This window comes from Stieleria marina, from assembly GCA_007741555.1.
In the GTDB taxonomy this organism is placed as follows: Bacteria; Planctomycetota; Planctomycetia; order Pirellulales; family Pirellulaceae; genus K23-9.
Window position 1 is genome coordinate 6,705,472 of record CP036526.1, and the last position, 17,129, is coordinate 6,722,600.

The window sequence follows — 17,129 nt, forward strand, 5'->3', positions numbered from 1 at the left end:
GCTAGTGGTTCCACGCAAGTTCGGTGCTATTGAGCAACACCCAGAATAGATCTTCGATCGCCGATGCCCGATTCTTTGCCTCTTCAATACGGTGCACAAAATGTTCTTGTTCAGCATCAGTGGGATGCCGATTGAGGACACATAAGTAAACCGTATCGACTGCGTGCGAATTGTCTTTGGAAAACATTTCGATGTGGGACGAAGCGTTCAGAACCGGGTTGTAGTCAACAGATTCCTTCAGCATATTCCCGTTCAGCATCACCAAACGCTGGGTGATGGTCACGCTTTCGGAATTGAATTCGTCTTCGCCAACATCTCCGTAGCGTTTGATAAAGTCGTTCGTGCCACCGAACTTTTGCAATTGCACCAGCAGCGACGATTCACGATCAATGGACTTGATTCGCGAGCTTTGGATAATCGCGCCTGCCATCTGCTCAGGCCGCAAGCGAACCAACGGAAACACGGCTCCCAAGCGTTCGTGCTTGGGAGTCACTTCAAAATCGGCGCGGCTGTCGACGCGAAACGCAGCTGACCGTGTGATGAGCCGAACCAGACGCCGCAGATCAAACTTGTTTTCGACGAAATCGTCCGTGAGCGATTCCAGTACGGGTGTGGTCGATTCGTCCAGCGGCAAATTGTCTACCGAATCGACCGCCGACCGTCCATACATCAACGCCCACACATGACTGACCGCAGCGCGAGCAGCCTGTCGATTCTCGGGATGCGTGATCCATTTCGCCAACCGTACCCGCGGGCGACCTTCCTCTGGCAGCAACTCGGGCGAGTACGGCACGGCCGGCTGCACGTCGGTTTCCTCTTCGGCGTCCAAGTACTTGTACTGGTAGTCGGGCTTTCCATCCTGCACCCCCTGCAAGCCACTTGTCTTTGCACTCGTAAAGAACGCGGCCAGTTGGTGAAAATCGGTTTGCCGTCCGTCTCGCGGTGATTGCGTATCACCCAAACTGACGTTTCCTAAAAAGTCGTCGTGACATTGCAAACAATCGATTCGCAATCCCAAAAAAGCACGTGATGTTCGAGCCGCCAGCCGGACAGGATCGGGTTGACCATCGTTGCTGTCGAACGTCGCACTCAAAAAATTGACTTCGGGACTATCCGTCCACAATCCTTCGGCGGTGATCAGATTGCGAACAATTTCGTCGTAACGCCAATTCTGTGCGAACACGTCAGCCAACCAAATCCTAAATCGGCGGCGGCGATAAAGAACAAACTGACCTTCATCGGTACCAACCAAAAATCTGGCCCAGCGTTCACCCCAGTAATGATGATGCCGCGAATCGTTTAACAGGGTATCGAGGTGCGCGTCTTCGCGTTGTTCCTCGGGCAGTTGCTCCAACTGGCGGATCTCTTCCAATGAAAGTCCATTGCCGACCAAAGCCAGCGACATCCTCCGGCAAATGGTGAGCCAGTCGGCGACGGGTGCAGGCGTCAGCTCTTTGGTCTGGATCGATGCGAGCCAAGCCTGATCGACTTTGGCGACGGCCTCTTCAAACGAATCCGCCTGGGCCGATTCACTGGAGACCGACGTGTCGCCGCTGCCACTTGCGCTGTCAGCTGCGATTGGATCCGGCGAATCGATGATCGGTTGGCGATCGGCCACACCGCTAGTTGTCGAAAGTCCCGCAACCAAATAGCTAAATGCCAAGAACACCAACAAAACGAACCAACTCCAGCGAAGCAGTCCGGCTAAACCAGATTTAAAATGCGCCATGAGCTATTCGGTTGGGGGGGGGAGAGTCGTTTACCAAGGCAACGTCGTTTTCAATTGGCGTTGTGCGATTGGCGTTGTGGGATGGCATGTCGCATTGCACTTGGTATGCAGTGGCGGGTGCAGTGGACAGCCTCAGTGATTTTATTCGTTAGCACGGGCTGGATCTTGGTCAGTCCGGCAAGAAAACCTGAATAATGTGCGTCGATCTTCCGATGCCGACCGCCTGAATCAACAGAATCGGGTTGACGGAGCCCAACCCTATCAAAGTTGCCTCGATGGCGATTAAGCTCTCCAGCGATGTTCTTTAGCTCTCTCGCCCGTAATTTTCGACATGTCCGAATCGACCGATCTCTTTCACGAAGCCTACGACCGAGACGACATTGCTTATGGCGATCGTCCTTCGGCAGCATTGAGTGCTTATCTCCAACAAGCCCAGTGCACTGGATCAGCACTGGACTTGGGAGCCGGCGCGGGACGCGACACCATTGCACTGGCCAAAGCTGGCTACGACGTCACTTCGGTTGACCTGAGCGAGCGTGGGCTGGAGCGGATTCGACAGCGTGCCGAAGCCAATCACGTCCTGGACAAATTACAAACCCAGTTGGCCGACGTCCGCGATCTTGTACTGGAACCCAATTCGTATTCAGCGATCGTCGCCACGACTGTCTTGGATCACATTCCCGCCGAAGACGCTGCAGCCGTTTGGCTAAACATCACCAACGCTTTGACGGACCAAGGCATGCTGTACGTCGAAGTTCACGCCACCGAAGACCCTGGATCAGGCATCGAACCGGGGCTTAGCACCGATGCACCTGTAAGTGAAACCGCCAACGCAGTGATCAACTACTTCGCCCCCAACCAGCTTGCATCGTGGGCGACGGCGGAAAAATCAAGGTTGCGAATCCTGCGTTACGAAGAACGCTTGGAATGGGATTACACCCACGGCCCCGAACACTTGCACGGTAAAGCCATTCTGCTAGCCGTCCGCGCGGGGCACCATTTTCAGTGGCATGGCCAACCGATCGCGTTCCCACGAAAAAGCTAGCTCCATCATCTGCAGCAAATCGCAGGCATACCTCTGCGACTAAGAATCGCGTAGCGCTACCGCAGGAATTCATCGATGAAGAATGTCATTTGCTTCTTGACTGCTTGCACACTGCTAGGCGTAACCTTCACCGCCTGCGGAAGCGAAAAACCCAACATCATTTTGATCTTGGCGGACGACATGGGGCCGGGTGAACCGTCGCACGAAGGCGGTTTGGTGCCAACGCCGGCCCTGGATCAAATGGCAAATCAAGGCATGCGTTTTTCCGATGCGCACACGAGTTCGGCCGTTTGCACGCCCACTCGCTACGGCATTCTTACAGGGCGATACAACTGGCGCAGCCGTCTAAAACGTGGAGTGCTTGTCGCTGCCGATTCGCCTGCGTTGATGGACCCCAATCGGCTGAGCCTGCCCGCCTTTCTACAACAATCCGGCTACCACACCGCGTGCATTGGCAAGTGGCACTTGGGGGCGGATTGGGAAAAAGTTGCGTCGACCGCAAACGCAGAACGCAAAAAGCAGTTTGGTTCTTGGAAAATTGACTATCAAAAACCATTTCGCAATGGCCCCGTCGACGTGGGATTCGACGAAGCGTTTTTTGTCCTGTCGTCATTGGACATGCCTCCGTACGTGTACCTTCGAGATGACCGAGCAGAAGAGGTCCCGACGGTCGAACGCGGATTTCCGCACAACGAGTACAACGACTACGAACGCATCGGCGCCGCAGCGAGTGACTTTGACGCGAGCGAGTGTTTGGCCGATTGGGCAACCGAGTCACGTCGGTTCATCCAAAATCGCGTGGCCGATGAAGCGGCAAAACCGTTCTTCCTCTATCTGCCGTTGACGTCCCCACACACACCGATCCGCCCAGGAAAAGCGTTCAAAGGCAGATACAAACAGTACAGCTGGTATGCGGACTTTATTGCCGAAACCGACTGGGTCGTCGAGCAGGTGCTTGAGCAACTTCAGGAATCTGGAATCGACGGCGAGACGTTGGTAATCTTCACGTCGGACAACGGTTTTGCACCTTACGTCGAAATCCCGAAAATGTTGGCAGCCGGCTACAAGCCGTCGGGACCCTATCGAGGCTCCAAAGCGTCCGCGTACGAAGGAGGACATCGAGTCCCCTTCATGGTGCGATGGCCAGGAAAAGTGGTTGCGGGCAGCACGTGCAAGACAACGATTTGCACGACCGATTTCTTCGCAACGTTTGCCGAGATTCTGGGCGCCGACGATGCCATCCCCGATGACGCTGCCGAGGACTCTTTTTCGTTTTACTCCTGCCTGACAGGCAACGACAAACCAACGCGCCCTTTCACGATCCATCATTCCATATCGGGGAAGTTTGCGATTCGCAAAGGAGACTGGAAACTGATCCTGGCCACTGATGGCGGAGGCGGATGGAAGACGCTGGCAAACGCAAAAGCACCATCGACACCAGCGAAGATGGTGCAACTTTACAACTTAGCGGTTGATCCAGGCGAAACGAAAAATCTAGAGGAAACTCATCCCGACAAAATCGTCGAACTGGTCAATGAACTAGCCGGCGCCATTGCTCAGGGGCGCACGACTCCCGGCAGCCAACAAGCCAACGATGGCTGGCCTTATCTGCACAAACCAACTTTGCAAAAGTATCCCCAGCTAGCCGAATAGCAATGCAGCGGGCTGAATAGCAAACGACAGATTAGCAAACGACAGATTAGCAAACGACAGATTAGCAAACTGGCAGATCAGCAAACTGGCAGATCAGCATCGACTTGGTATCGACCAACGGTTGCTGATCGGACCAATCACGCCTCAGCCTCGTTTGGGGCGAGGCACTTTGCTGCGTCCGCCACGTTTCATGCCTTTGCGTCCTTTCTTTTGACGCCCGGTAGCTTTGGAACCCGTCGATTCAATCTCGACTTCTTTGAGTGGCTTGCCGATATTCTCCTTGAGCTGCAAAACACGGTCACGCAGCGAAGCGGCGCGTTCAAATTCCAAATTCTCGGCCGCCGCCAGCATCTCTTGTTCGAGAGCTTCGACATATTCCAACGTGATGTAAGCTCCGTCCGCTTCGCTCTGCGCTTCGGCTGACGCCTTGCGACGTTTGGCGGCGTCGGTTTCGATGCCTTTGCGAATATTCTTGCGAACAGTTTGCGGTGTGATGCCGTGCTTCTCGTTGTAAGCCTCCTGAACCGCCCGGCGACGCTCGGTTTCTTCGATCGCCATTTTCATCGAATCGGTCACTTTATCAGCGTACAAAATGACTTTGGAATTGGAGTTCCTTGCCGCACGCCCGATCGTTTGAATCAGACTCGTTTCGCTCCGCAAGAAACCTTCTTTGTCGGCATCCAAAATGGCCACCAACGACACTTCGGGAAGATCCAAGCCTTCTCGCAACAGGTTCACGCCGATCAGGCAATCGAACGTGCCCGCGCGCAATTCTTGCAATAGTTCGACGCGTTCGAACGCATTGAGCTCACTGTGCAACCAACGACAACGGACGTTCTGTTCTTGAAAAAACGTCGCCAAATCTTCGGCTAAACGCTTCGTCAGGGCAGTGACTAAGACTCGTTCGTCCTTGGCTGCGCGAATGCGTATTTCTTCCAGCAAATGATTGACTTGCCCCCGCGCTGACACGACATCGATCTCGGGATCCAAAAGCCCCGTCGGCCGAATGATCTGCTCGACGACTTCGCCGCCGGTTCGTTCCAATTCGTAGTCCGCCGGCGTCGCGCTGACAAAACAAATCTGCGGCGTTTTGGTTTCCCATTCCTCGAATTTCAACGGACGATTGTCCAGCGCGCAAGGCAGACGAAAGCCGTGATCGACCAACGTTGTTTTGCGGCTTTTGTCCCCCGCATACATGGCTCGAATCTGAGGAATCGTGACGTGCGATTCGTCCACGAACGTCATGAAGTCCTCTGGAAAAAATTCGTACAACGTATCCGGACTACTGCCGGGTGGTTTGCCCGACAGCGGCCGCGAATAATTCTCGACGCCCGGACAGTGGCCGACTTCAGCCAGCATTTCCAAATCGAAACGAGTACGAGCAGAAAGCCGCTGCGCCTCGAGCAACTTGCCCTGGCTCTGGAACAGTTCCAGCTGTTGCTTCAATTCTTCTTTGATCACCGAGATCGCCCGTTTCACGCGATCCTCGGGCATCACAAAGTGTTTGGCGGGATAGATATAAACGTGGTCCAGCGTCCGGATGACTTCGCCCGAGACAGGTTTGATGATCGAAATTTGTTCGATCTCGTCGCCCCACATTTCGATTCGGTAAGCGAACTCTTCGTAGCTGGGCCAGATCTCCACACAATCGCCACGCACACGAAATTTTCCGCGTTCGAAGGCGACGTCATTTCGTTCGTACAACACGTCGACCATTTTCAGAAGCAAATGATCGCGGCGAGTCGTTTCGCCTTTGTGCAAACCAACAACGAGGTTCTTGTAATCAGTCGGCGAACCGAGTCCGTAGATACTGCTGACCGACGCAATGATCACGACGTCGCGGCGACTGACCAGGGAACTGGTGGTTGCCAATCGCAGACGATCAATTTCCTCGTTAATCGACGAATCTTTTTCGATGTAAACGTCGCGCTGCGGAATGTAAGCTTCGGGTTGGTAGTAGTCGTAGTAGCTGACGAAATAATGAACCGCGTTTTCTGGAAAAAAATCTTTGAACTCGCTGTACAGTTGCGCGGCAAGCGTTTTGTTGTGGCTCAAAATCAATGCCGGACGCCGACAGTTTGCGATGACGTTTGCCATCGTAAATGTCTTGCCGGTTCCCGTTGCTCCCAACAACACCTGCGTCGACTTGCCCGACTGGAATCCCCGCGTCAGCGCCTTGATGGCGTCTGGCTGATCACCTGCCGGCTTAAACGGCTGCTGAAGATGAAAGTTCGCGGGTGGAAGTTCGTCAGGCACGGTTTCGCTGGTTGCCATACGGTTCGGTGGGGGTAGATCGATCGAATTGCAATCACCTGACTACGAGCCGACGACAAGTCAACGGCGCGGGAGCCGGCAAACGGGGGCGGTAACCGTTCAACGGCGCGGCACAGCGTCAATCGACTGGTTCATCAGTGAGACAGGCTTCTCAAGGCATCCTAGCGAACAAGCCAAGCCGGGTGGATAGGCCGCTGTTATGGCGACTCAGACGCCAACGCCATCAGCGACTCTGCTGCGGCAGGAGCAGGCGACACGCAGTAGAGTCTGATCTGAGCAAGCTTTTTGTCGCCGATTCCGTGAATTCGTTTCAAATCGCCCAGAGATTTGAAAGGACCGTTGAGCTGTCGATCCGAAACGATTCGCCGAGCCAACACGGGGCCTACGCTGGGCAGCAAAGAAAGCTCCCGCAATTCGGCTCGATTGACGTCGACCAAGACACCCGTGGCGACTCGATTGGCAGGTACGTTATCCTGGGCCGGATTAGCCAATTGCGAGAACCGAATTTGGCTGACGAACAGCAAGCACACGACCAGCACGATCAACAACTGCACGGGCCGCTGCATCAGGGGAACGGTCGTCATTTTAGTGACAGGCAGATTCGTTGGGGGCGTCTTGGTTGTGAGAGACATCCGAAATCAACGCTGGGAGATTGGTTCGCTGTTTTTGGGCCGCTGTTTTTTGCGTCGACGGCAGAGCCTATCAAACGCCGCTCGTCAGCGATGACGTATTATCAACCTTTCCGACGCGCCGCTGCAACTCGATGAAACGATTTTCGTAGCGAAACTATTCGCGGCCAGCTACTGAGTAGCTTTCCGCCGCCGGACGCAGGATCAAACAACGCCCTTCCGATACTGCCCCAAACGCAGCACACGTTCCACACGGTACTTTTTGAAAGCCACTTATGACCGACTACGTCACCGTCACCGCCGATCATCCGCAATTGCAAAGTGATTTGCGAGCATTGGTTCGTCTTTCCATCGCTGAAGACCTTCGCAATCAGTACGACTGGACGACGGTGTGTCTGATTGGCGAAGAACGAAATGGCGGCTGCCAAGTGGTCCCGCGCGAAGCAGGCATCTGCGCGGGACTGGTCACGGTGCCTTGGATTGTGGACGAATTCGATGGCGATCTTCAAGTCGAACTGCTTTGTGACGATGGCGATCCGCTGGTGCCCGGCCAAGCGATTGCAAACTTGACGGGAAATGTCCGCGATCTGCTGACCGCCGAACGCACGATTCTAAATGTGCTAAGCCGGCTGTGCGGCGTGGCAACGCAGGCCTTTCGATACAGCGAAGTGATCGCGGACTTTAAAACGCGGCTGTACGACACGCGAAAGACGACGCCCGGTTGGCGGCTGCTAGAGAAATATGCGGTCGTATGCGGCGGCGGACACAACCATCGCCTAGGGCTGCACGACGGCTTTTTGATCAAGGACAATCACCTTGCACTTGGCGGCGACAAGAACGGGCCGATGAAAACCAGCGACGCCGCCGAGAAAGCACTGCTGTGGCGATCGGCCCAAGTCGATGCCATGACCGCACCGCCCATCGTCGAAATCGAAGTCGATTCGCTCGAACAGCTCGCCGATGTATTGCCGATCGGACCGAACATTATCCTGCTGGACAATTTCAAACTGCAGGACCTGAGCACCGCTGTCAAACTGCGCGACGAAACCAACCCGGCCGTGGAGCTGGAAGCATCCGGAAACGTCAGAATCGACACGATCGCTGAAATTGCGGCGACCGGCGTAGACCGAATCAGCAGCGGAGCTTTAACCCACCAAGCGACCTGGTTGGACCTGGGATTGGACTGGTTCGATGCATCGACGACCTAGGGTTCAGTGAACAAACAGTTGTTTCGCCCGGGCATAGAATAGGTTCACGCTCGGGACATCGACCAACAGCTTCGCACAAAACCCCGCCGTCGCTTTTCGCACCCATTATGCACACTCGCTCTCCAATCAATGCCCAACGCGGCTGGCTTGACCTTATCCAACCCGCGATCGACGCTGTCGCGATCATCGGCGCTCTCGCCCTGGTGTGCTGGTCCAGCAGCGAGTACTTCGACGGCGCGACCTGGCTGACAGGATTAACCGCGGTTGTTCTCTTTTCGCTGATTTCGCAAGCCACTGGTTTGCAGCGACGCCAACAGCAAGACAGCGCGAACAGCGAACTGACGGCAATCATTACGACTTGGTTCGTAACCGTGCTGTTTCTGTCGCTGGTCGGTTTCATGACTCGCTACAGCGACCAGTTTGCCCGCTCGGTGATTCTGGGCTGGGCGATCCTGGCACCATCGTTAATCGGCCTGGGACGAATGGGGCTCAGGATTCTGCTGCAGACACTGGTCAGTCGCGGGTATCGCGTTCGACGTGTTGCCATCGCAGGGCTCAACGACCTCGGCCGCCAAACCGCCGCCAACATTGCGTCGCAACCCGCGCTCGGATTAAAGCTTACCGGCTTTTTCGATGATCGCATTGAAACCCGCAGCGATGAAAACGCAGGGGGCACCGACGAAACGCTGGCCGGATCGCTGGCTCAACTGGTTGACTTGGCCCGCGCAGGCGAAGTCGACACAATCATGATCACGTTGCCGATGCGTGCCGAAGATCGAATCAAGTTTTTGCTAGACAAGCTGAGCGATTCAACGGTGTCGGTCTACATCGTGCCGGACTTCTTCGTTTTCGAGCTACTGCATTCACGCTGGACGACGATGGGCGACCTGCCTGCCGTAAGCGTTTTTGAGAATCCACTTTTCGGCGTTGATGGAATGCTCAAACGCGGCGTTGATCTGTCGATCGCCATTGTTGGACTGATTGCAATTTCGATTCCGATGCTGCTGATCGCCCTGGCCGTCAAACTGTCATCCGCCGGACCGGTTTTCTTTCGGCAAAAGCGTTACGGAATCGACGGTCGCGAAATTATGGTTTGGAAGTTCCGTTCGATGCGGACTTGCGACAATGGCCCTGTCGTAAAGCAGGCCACCAAAGACGACCCGCGCATTACTCGCATTGGCGGCATTTTGCGAAAGACCAGCCTGGATGAGTTGCCCCAGTTGTTCAACGTGATCGGTGGCAGCATGTCACTGGTGGGACCACGCCCACACGCGTCGGCACACAACGAACAGTACCGCGGCCAGATTCGTGGCTACATGCTCCGCCACAAAGTCAAACCTGGCATTACCGGTTTGGCCCAAGTCAACGGATGCCGAGGCGAAACAGAAACGCTGGACAAAATGGAACGCCGCGTCGAGTGGGATCATCAGTACATCCGGCGATGGTCGCTGTGGCTGGACGTTTCGATCTTGCTGAAGACGTTCACGGTGATCTGGGGCCAAGAAGAGGCCTACTAACGGCGGGCTGGAGATCTTGCCCAGTTGTCAGGGCATTTCGGCTCTGCAAATCAGGTCGCCCCGGCTTGTTGGTACAAATCGAACAGTTTTCAGTACTAGCCAGAATGGGCGGCAGGCTGTATTCTTCGGCCTTACATCGGGGCGATGCCCCATCAGCTCAATAAGGAATAGACTCCCCCGCTTCGCATTCGTGCGACACGTCGCGGACTTCTTCCATTGCAGTTGCCGGGTCGTTGTCCACTTAAGTTTCGTAGTTTGTAGGAGTTTGTTATGCCACAAGGCGTGATCAAAAAGTTGGTATCCGATAAAGGTTTCGGATTCATTGCCCGTGATGACGGCAAAGATTTGTTTTTCCATCACTCAGCTGTTGAAGAATCCCAATTCGATGACCTTCGCGAAGGTCAAACAGTCGAGTACACCGAAGGCAGTGGCCCCAAAGGTCCTGCAGCTGAATCGGTGCGTGCGGTTTAATCGCACTCGTTGCTTTTTACCAGCCGACCCTGGCTGCCATCTTTTTTTCGCGGAGTAAAGTTGATGTTTAAGTGCTATTTTTGTGAGCAGATCACACCACCAAAGACGACTCGTCATAGCGTTGTGATTGAATTGCGGGAAAAGCGTTATTCAACTCGCCGACGCGAAACAAAACGAACTGGCGGCGGTGGTGGTGGTCGAGGCGGATTCCGTAGTCGCGAAGAACCTGTTCAGGATCGCGGCGGAAAAGGCCAGGAAATCAGCAAGGAAGTCCCAGCGTGCCCTGCATGTGCTGCAAAGCATCATGAGGCAAAAGTGATCGCTGCTGAAGTTGTTATGCCGACTGATGCAGCGACGGAAACAAATTTGGACGCAGCAACGGAAGCGACCACGGACGCAGTCACTGAGACGGCGGACAAGGAAACAAACTCCAGCGAACAAGAATGACGCGATCAAGCCCTCGCGGCAACTGATCCTTAACACACCCAAAACACCGTTCATTGCAATCGCAGTGGACGGTGTTTTGTTTTTTCGAACCGATCACGTCACGTCAAACGAGCCTGCGACCGCTAGAGTTTTTATTGCCCGATTCTGGCCAAATCCTCGCTTCGCAGATACGATCATGCTGGCGGCCCAGGACCTGTTGAACCAGGAACTGTTGAACCGGCACCCATCGGCCTTTCTCTCTGACCCACCATGATCTACCTAGACAACCACGCTTCGACACGATGTGACCCCCGCGTGATCGAAGCGATGATGCCATGGCTAAGCGAACACTATGGCAATCCGCACAGTGGATCACATGCTTTTGGCCGTCAAGCAGCCGAAGGAGTCGATGCGGCAGCTCACGATTTGTCCAAGATGCTGGGTGTCGAACCCGAATCGATTGTGTTCACCAGCGGTGCCACCGAAAGCAACAATCTTGCGATACGAGGCGTCTGCCTGCACCCACGGCAAAAGCGTCGGCACATTGTGACCGTGACGACCGAGCACCCAGCCGTGCTTGACGTTTTTTCAGAACTGGAAAACGATGGCTTCCGGGTCACCCATGTGCCCGTTCTACGCAATGGCGATCCCAATGCAGGCGTTGTTGACCTAAACCAACTTGCCGAAGCAGTCGATGACGACACGGCCCTGGTATCGATCATGTGGGCCAACAACGAAATCGGTGCGATCGCGCCGATCAGCGAAATTGCCGACATCTGCCACGAACGAGGCGCCCTGCTTCACAGTGATGCCACACAAGCCGTCGGCAGAATTCCCGTCGATGCCAAGGCCGCGGATGTTGATCTGCTCAGCGCGACCGCTCACAAGTTTTATGGCCCAAAAGGCTCTGGCATTTTGGTGGTTGGCAACTCCAATCGCCGCGTTCGGCTAAAGCCACAAGTCACCGGCGGCGGACAACAAAATGGACTTCGCAGTGGAACCGTCAACCCAGCCGGAGCTGTCGGGATCGCAGCAGCACTGCAGCTATGTGTGGTGGAGATGGAACAGGCACACCCGAAAACCCTGCGGCTCCGCAAGCAGCTTTTCGATTCGCTGGCTGCGGGTATCGAAGGCCTCCAAATCAACGGCCCGGAACTGGAGAGCGAGCATCGCTTGGCGGGAAACCTGAATATGATTTTGCCGTCCATCGAAGGGGCGGCGTGGATATCTGCGACTCCTGAAGTTGCTTTCAGTAGTGGTTCGGCGTGCAGCAGCGTCGAGTCAAAACCATCGCATGTTTTGACAGCAATTGGCAACGACGAATCGCAGGCGCGTCGAAGCGTTCGGTTCGGCGTCGGGCGCTTCAACACCACTGACGAAATCGAACAAGCGTCCACGCTACTAACGCGTTCTTATCGCGAAGTCGCTCAGCTTGGGTAGCCTAAGTCGCCCTGGTTAATGCTAGCAATTTGCGTCGAATGCCCCATAGTGTCTGGTTTACGATTTAGCTTGTCTTTTACCCAGAAATCTGCCTTTACGCTTTGATGTTACTGCGGGTAACATTCGCGGTGAAACTCACGGGGAAGGTCGCCCAAGGTCGGTCGACAGAGTCCCGCGGAACAGAACATCATTCAAGGATTGAAGCGATGGGCGGACTACTCGTACTGCTTGCTGTCGCAGCTACCAGCGTCACTTTCGGTTGGCAACCCGATGGCACCGGTGGCGTGGAGTACCTCGTGCAAGTGTCACCTGACAAACTTGCTCAAGTGCGTCAGACCGGCGAGATCACCAGCACCATTCCTTCTGAAATCCAGGGGCACGTATCGCGCGTCGTCATCCGGGTTGGTGATGGCCCGCTGCCTCGAACCATTTCGTCGTCGATGCAACGGCAAGCCGAAGCAAATCGACTCTCCCAAGCGGATCGTCAAAACGTCCCGATCCCACAGATTGGCTCGACCGACAGTGTTGAACGGGTCATGAAACCGCAGAACACGTTCTCGTTTCCCGATGCCGCCACGCGCGCTGGCGATCGAGCGTCCTCCGGAGCCTCCGCCGCGGCTGACCGTCTTCGCTCCGGCGCAACCGGAGCCGTAAATAACCTTCGCGACAACGCACGTCAGGCAGTCGGCACGTTTCGCAACCAAGCCGCTGACAGCATGTCCGCCAATGCCGAATCGCTTCGCAGTGCGGGCACCGACGCCATGCGACGAGCAGCCGACCGAGCTTCTGAATCGATTCGCGACGACAAGTGGTTTGAACTCAACGAAAATCAGCGACGCGCAACGTCCACCGATCCACTTCGAGCTCCCACCACGAACCTCCCGTCCACCAACGACATCCGAGACCCGAACTTTGTCGGGCCGATGCAACCAGCCAATCAACGCGGTGGTCAGGCTGGTCGGTACACGCAAGCCGAACTCGATCGCATGCGTCGCGAGAGTACCGCTTCGTCGAATACTCGTTTTGCCAACACACGCACGCAAACCAACGAATCATCCAATCGAGGTTTTGGCCCCAGCAACTTTGGGATGATGCCGTCGGGAATGTCCAGCGCTGATCGGGCTTCTGTCGAAGAAGAGCGACGTCGATCCGAGTTGAACTCAGGCAGAAATTCCGAAATCGGTTTTGCCGACGGAAGGCTTCCACTGGATCGCACCGCCAGAGTCACCGACACAGAGCGACAGCCTTTCGGGACTCGACGCACGACTGATGCGCGCAGTCAGGATCCACGAAATCTGGACGCTCGCAATTTGGATCCTCGCACAACCGACCCACGTGACTTCCGCCAAGACCCAAGCCAATTGACTAGCCGGGACACGGATGCTCGCTGGACCAACGATCCTCGCAATACAGCAGCGGATCGCTCGGGTCGCACCGACGCCTGGCCCAATACCAATAACTCATCCGCCAACACCAACTTGGCTGCGGATCGATTGCGTGGAGGCAATGTTGATCCAACGCTTAGCAAAGCTGATGCCGATCGCTTGCCCGCTGGCGCATGGTCGTTTGACATCTACGACAATCCAATCGACAAACACGGCCGAGTACTAGATCGACACGGTAGTCCCGTGTCGCAGCAGCGAGCGTATGAACTGACCACCGGTCGCAACGCCCCCTCCATGTCACGCCCCAACATTGCAACTGTAACTGGCATCCCGATGCCCGGGAGCAATCCGATGTCGACTTATCCAGGACAAGCAAGCTTCAACGGTGCGCCCAATTTGCAGTACCCGAATCTAGCAGCGAATCAGCCCACCATTCAGACGAATCGGCCGGTGACCAATTTGACCCCGGGCCTGCGAAATTCGGGCACCATTGATTCAGCCAGCGACCGCGGCGCTGTGAACTCCGACCGAGGGGCGACGGATCGGAACCGACAATCCGTCGAAGCCCAGCCTTTGTTCAACGGTTTGCTGCTAATTTCGATTGTCGCAAACGTCTACTTGATCTTCTGGCTCAAGAATCTGCGGCATCAATTCCACGACCTGGTTGCCAGTAAACGGGTCGTCTCAAGCGATGTGATGGCTGCCTAATCGGGCTGCTCAAGAGCTTCTTTGAGGCCATTCTGAACCGCAAATTGGCGGCCCGAAAACAACTTTGGTCATCTCCAATTTATAAATTCTGGTCACCGCTAAGCTTTTTAGCCGGCACGAACTGACTTTTTCCGCGTCTAATTGGGTGGAAAAGCAGGAAGTTACTCGCAAAAACCTGGGAACCCATCCCCGAAAGAGTGATAATCTGTAGGATAATAGGAGTGTGGATTCGCGAAATGTATTTCGCAATTCACTAGGTGACGTTGTCGGGGGGGTAGATCATCACCAAATTGTTTGCATTTAGCAACTTTACCCCGTCTTTGGGGGTTGCTTGGACCCGTAGAATGATTAACAAAGTTGTTCTACCAGATTTGCGAACGATTAACGGTGGGGCGCCACGCGAAAAGCTCATTTCCTTCGTGAAATGAAACTGCGTGCCACATACGCAAACTTTTCATTTTAGGAATTTCAATGAGCAAAAAACTACTTATCGTCGACGATCACGAAGTCATCCGAGTGGGGCTTAAGATGATGTTGGAAAACACGGACATCATTGTTGATGCCGAAGCCACATCAGCTGCCGAAGCACTGGAAGCCGTCAAAAAATCGGTACCGGATGTTGTGCTGATGGACATCCGCATGGAAGGCGGCGACGGACTGAACACGCTTGGTCGTCTCAAACTAGATCACCCCGATCTGCCAATCGTTTTGTTCTCCGCTTACGACAACCCAACCTACATTGCTCGTGCGGTTGCTCTGGGAGCAGCAGGATTCATTCTGAAGTCCGCTGATCGCGAACGACTCGTCGGTGCTTTGCAAACAGCTGCCTCAGGCGAATCAGCTTGGACACGCGAAGAACTTCGTCGTGTAACCGGCGCGTTGGCGACACCGCGATTGGGCCAAGACATCGAAGTGCCTTTGACACAACGCGAAAGCGAAGTGCTACGTCAAATGGCTCAAGGCCTGACCAACAAAGAGATCGCCAAGATGTTGGGCATCAGTTATGAAACCGTCAAAGAACACGTTCAACACATCTTGCGAAAGATTGGTGTCAGTGACCGAACTCAAGCGGCTGTCTGGGCTGTTCGTAAGAATTTAGTCTAAGAACACTTCGACTTGTGTTTTCAGAAAAGGCGTTGCCCATTGATTGGGCGACGCCTTTCTTTTTGCACTAGCTGCTATCATTCACGTCTCGAAAAAAGCTCCGGCTGACATCACTCAACAAGCGTCACCCGGTCCAAATGAATCACGTCAATGAACTGAGTTTTCAATGCCAAATACCGACTTGCGGCAGTTCGATTTGCAACTGCGAACCGAAACGTACCAGTACCGCACACCGATGAAGTTTGGCGGGCGTGTGGTGACCGACGTGACAGTGCTGTCAGCCGACTGCGAAGCGGCAAGTGATGCTGGCCAAGCTCGCGGAATCGGCAGCATGACGATGGGAGTCGCCTGGGCCTGGCCCGATCCCAATGTAGACGGTGACACCAAACTATCGGTCGTCATCGAATTGGCGCAGCGAATAGCCAAGTCATACACGTCGGCCGATCAGTCAGGACACCCGCTACTGATCTGCCACCGGCAAAACGAAGTGCGGGAAAAAATTGCGTCTGACTTAGCGACTGAGCGTGGGATCAAAGGCGGCATTCCGGAGCTCGCAGTTCTGTTGGCGGCATCGCCAATCGAAGCGGCAATCTTTGACGCCCACGGTAAAGCCGCCGGCGTAAGCAGCTACGAACTGCTTTCGCGTGAACACTTGCCCGGTGATTTGTCACCGTTCTTGGGCGACGACTATCAAGGTGTGTACTTGGACGAATTGATTTCCAAAACACCGACAGAATCATTGCCTCTGTATCACTTAGTCGGTGCACTGGATCCCTTGACCGACGACGATGTCACGGAACCGGTCAACGACGGATTGCCCGAGACGTTGACGCAGTGGATCGAACGAAACGATCTGACGCATTTAAAAATCAAACTCAACGGCGACGACCTGGACTGGGACGTCGATCGAGTTCGCAGAATCTACCAAACCGCCATCGCATCACGATCAGGTGAATGGGCGTTTTCCCTTGATTTCAACGAACGCTGTGATGATGAAGCTTACGTGCTGTCCCTCTTGGAGCAATTAGAAGCCAAGCAACCAGCAGCGATGCCGTGTATCGCCTACATCGAACAGCCAACGCATCGTGATTTAGAAAGTCACCCTGAGTTGACGATGCACGAAGTCGCAAAGAAGTTGCCTGTCGTGATTGACGAATCTTTGACCGACCTCCGCAGTCTTCGGACCGCCGTTGATCAGGGCTACAGCGGGATCGCATTGAAAGCATGCAAGGGACACGCCGAAGCGCTATTGCTGGGCGCTGTCGCAGTCCACGAAAACCTCTTCCTGTGCGTTCAGGACCTGACCTGCGTCGGTGCATCGCTTTTGCATTCTGCTTCGCTGGCGGCGCACATCCCTGGCGTCACCGCGGTCGAAAGCAACGGCAGGCAATACTCGCCAGGCGGCAACGAACGTTGGATGAAAGACTTCGGCGATTTCTTTGAAATTCGCGGAGGCCGCATTCCTACAGGACAACTAGCTGGTCCGGGCCTGGGCTACGGCGACGACCCGATCTTTCAGTCGTAGCAGACCACGCTTCGG

Annotated in this window: 13 protein-coding genes; 10 read left to right on the forward strand and 3 right to left on the reverse strand. The window is 54.9% G+C overall.

Annotated features, from left to right (window positions below; all coding sequences use genetic code 11):
- Position 1 precedes the first annotated feature (1 nt).
- Positions 2–1,729 carry a DUF1549 domain-containing protein gene (locus K239x_RS23810; protein WP_145420832.1) on the reverse strand — a complete coding sequence of 576 codons (1,728 nt, stop codon included), beginning with the start codon at positions 1,727–1,729 and terminating at the stop codon, positions 2–4.
- A gap of 331 nt (positions 1,730–2,060) precedes the next feature.
- Here K239x_RS23810 and K239x_RS23815 point away from each other — a divergent pair, with 331 nt between their 5' ends.
- Positions 2,061–2,774 carry a class I SAM-dependent methyltransferase gene (locus tag K239x_RS23815; RefSeq protein WP_145420833.1) on the forward strand — a complete coding sequence of 238 codons (714 nt, stop codon included), beginning with the start codon at positions 2,061–2,063 and terminating at the stop codon, positions 2,772–2,774.
- A 75-nt stretch (positions 2,775–2,849) separates the two neighbouring features.
- Positions 2,850–4,427, forward strand: a complete 1,578-nt coding sequence (locus K239x_RS23820; protein WP_145420834.1) for a sulfatase family protein — start codon at positions 2,850–2,852, stop codon at positions 4,425–4,427.
- Positions 4,428–4,571: 144 nt separating this feature from the next.
- Here K239x_RS23820 and uvrB read toward each other — a convergent pair whose 3' ends face one another.
- Both uvrB and K239x_RS23830 read right to left on the reverse strand, forming a co-directional pair.
- Positions 4,572–6,701: an excinuclease ABC subunit UvrB gene (gene uvrB / locus K239x_RS23825; protein ID WP_145420835.1), complete on the reverse strand. Its 2,130-nt coding sequence runs from the start codon at positions 6,699–6,701 to the stop codon at positions 4,572–4,574.
- A 197-nt stretch (positions 6,702–6,898) separates the two neighbouring features.
- Positions 6,899–7,333: a ComEA family DNA-binding protein gene (locus K239x_RS23830; RefSeq protein WP_145420836.1), complete on the reverse strand. Its 435-nt coding sequence runs from the start codon at positions 7,331–7,333 to the stop codon at positions 6,899–6,901.
- 272 nt (positions 7,334–7,605) lie between these two features.
- On the opposite strand from K239x_RS23830, the gene nadC reads away from it, so the two are divergent.
- The 8 genes from nadC (at position 7,606) to K239x_RS23870 (ending at position 17,114) form a co-directional block, all read left to right on the forward strand.
- On the forward strand, positions 7,606–8,538 hold the full coding sequence (gene nadC / locus K239x_RS23835; RefSeq protein ID WP_145420837.1) for a carboxylating nicotinate-nucleotide diphosphorylase: 933 nt from the start codon (positions 7,606–7,608) through the stop codon (positions 8,536–8,538).
- A gap of 107 nt (positions 8,539–8,645) precedes the next feature.
- Entirely contained in the window at positions 8,646–10,055 is a 1,410-nt protein-coding gene (locus K239x_RS23840) for an undecaprenyl-phosphate glucose phosphotransferase (protein ID WP_145420838.1), read from the forward strand.
- Positions 10,056–10,325: 270 nt separating this feature from the next.
- Entirely contained in the window at positions 10,326–10,526 is a 201-nt protein-coding gene (locus K239x_RS23845; RefSeq protein WP_145420839.1) for a cold-shock protein, read from the forward strand.
- Positions 10,527–10,589: 63 nt separating this feature from the next.
- A complete protein-coding gene (locus K239x_RS23850) occupies positions 10,590–10,973 on the forward strand; it encodes a hypothetical protein (protein ID WP_145420840.1) in 384 nt (127 codons plus the stop codon).
- A gap of 249 nt (positions 10,974–11,222) precedes the next feature.
- The gene (locus K239x_RS23855) at positions 11,223–12,392 is read left to right on the forward strand and encodes a cysteine desulfurase family protein (protein WP_145420841.1); all 1,170 of its coding nucleotides are present in this window, start codon (positions 11,223–11,225) and stop codon (positions 12,390–12,392) included.
- Between the two features lie 206 nt (positions 12,393–12,598).
- Positions 12,599–14,485, forward strand: a complete 1,887-nt coding sequence (locus K239x_RS23860) for a hypothetical protein (protein WP_145420842.1) — start codon at positions 12,599–12,601, stop codon at positions 14,483–14,485.
- Positions 14,486–14,956: 471 nt separating this feature from the next.
- Complete coding sequence (locus K239x_RS23865; protein ID WP_145420843.1) at positions 14,957–15,589, forward strand: response regulator; 633 nt, start codon at positions 14,957–14,959, stop codon at positions 15,587–15,589.
- Positions 15,590–15,755: 166 nt separating this feature from the next.
- Positions 15,756–17,114, forward strand: coding sequence for a mandelate racemase/muconate lactonizing enzyme family protein (locus tag K239x_RS23870; RefSeq protein ID WP_145420844.1), 1,359 nt, complete (start codon positions 15,756–15,758; stop codon positions 17,112–17,114).
- The last annotated feature ends 15 nt before the right edge of the window (positions 17,115–17,129 follow it).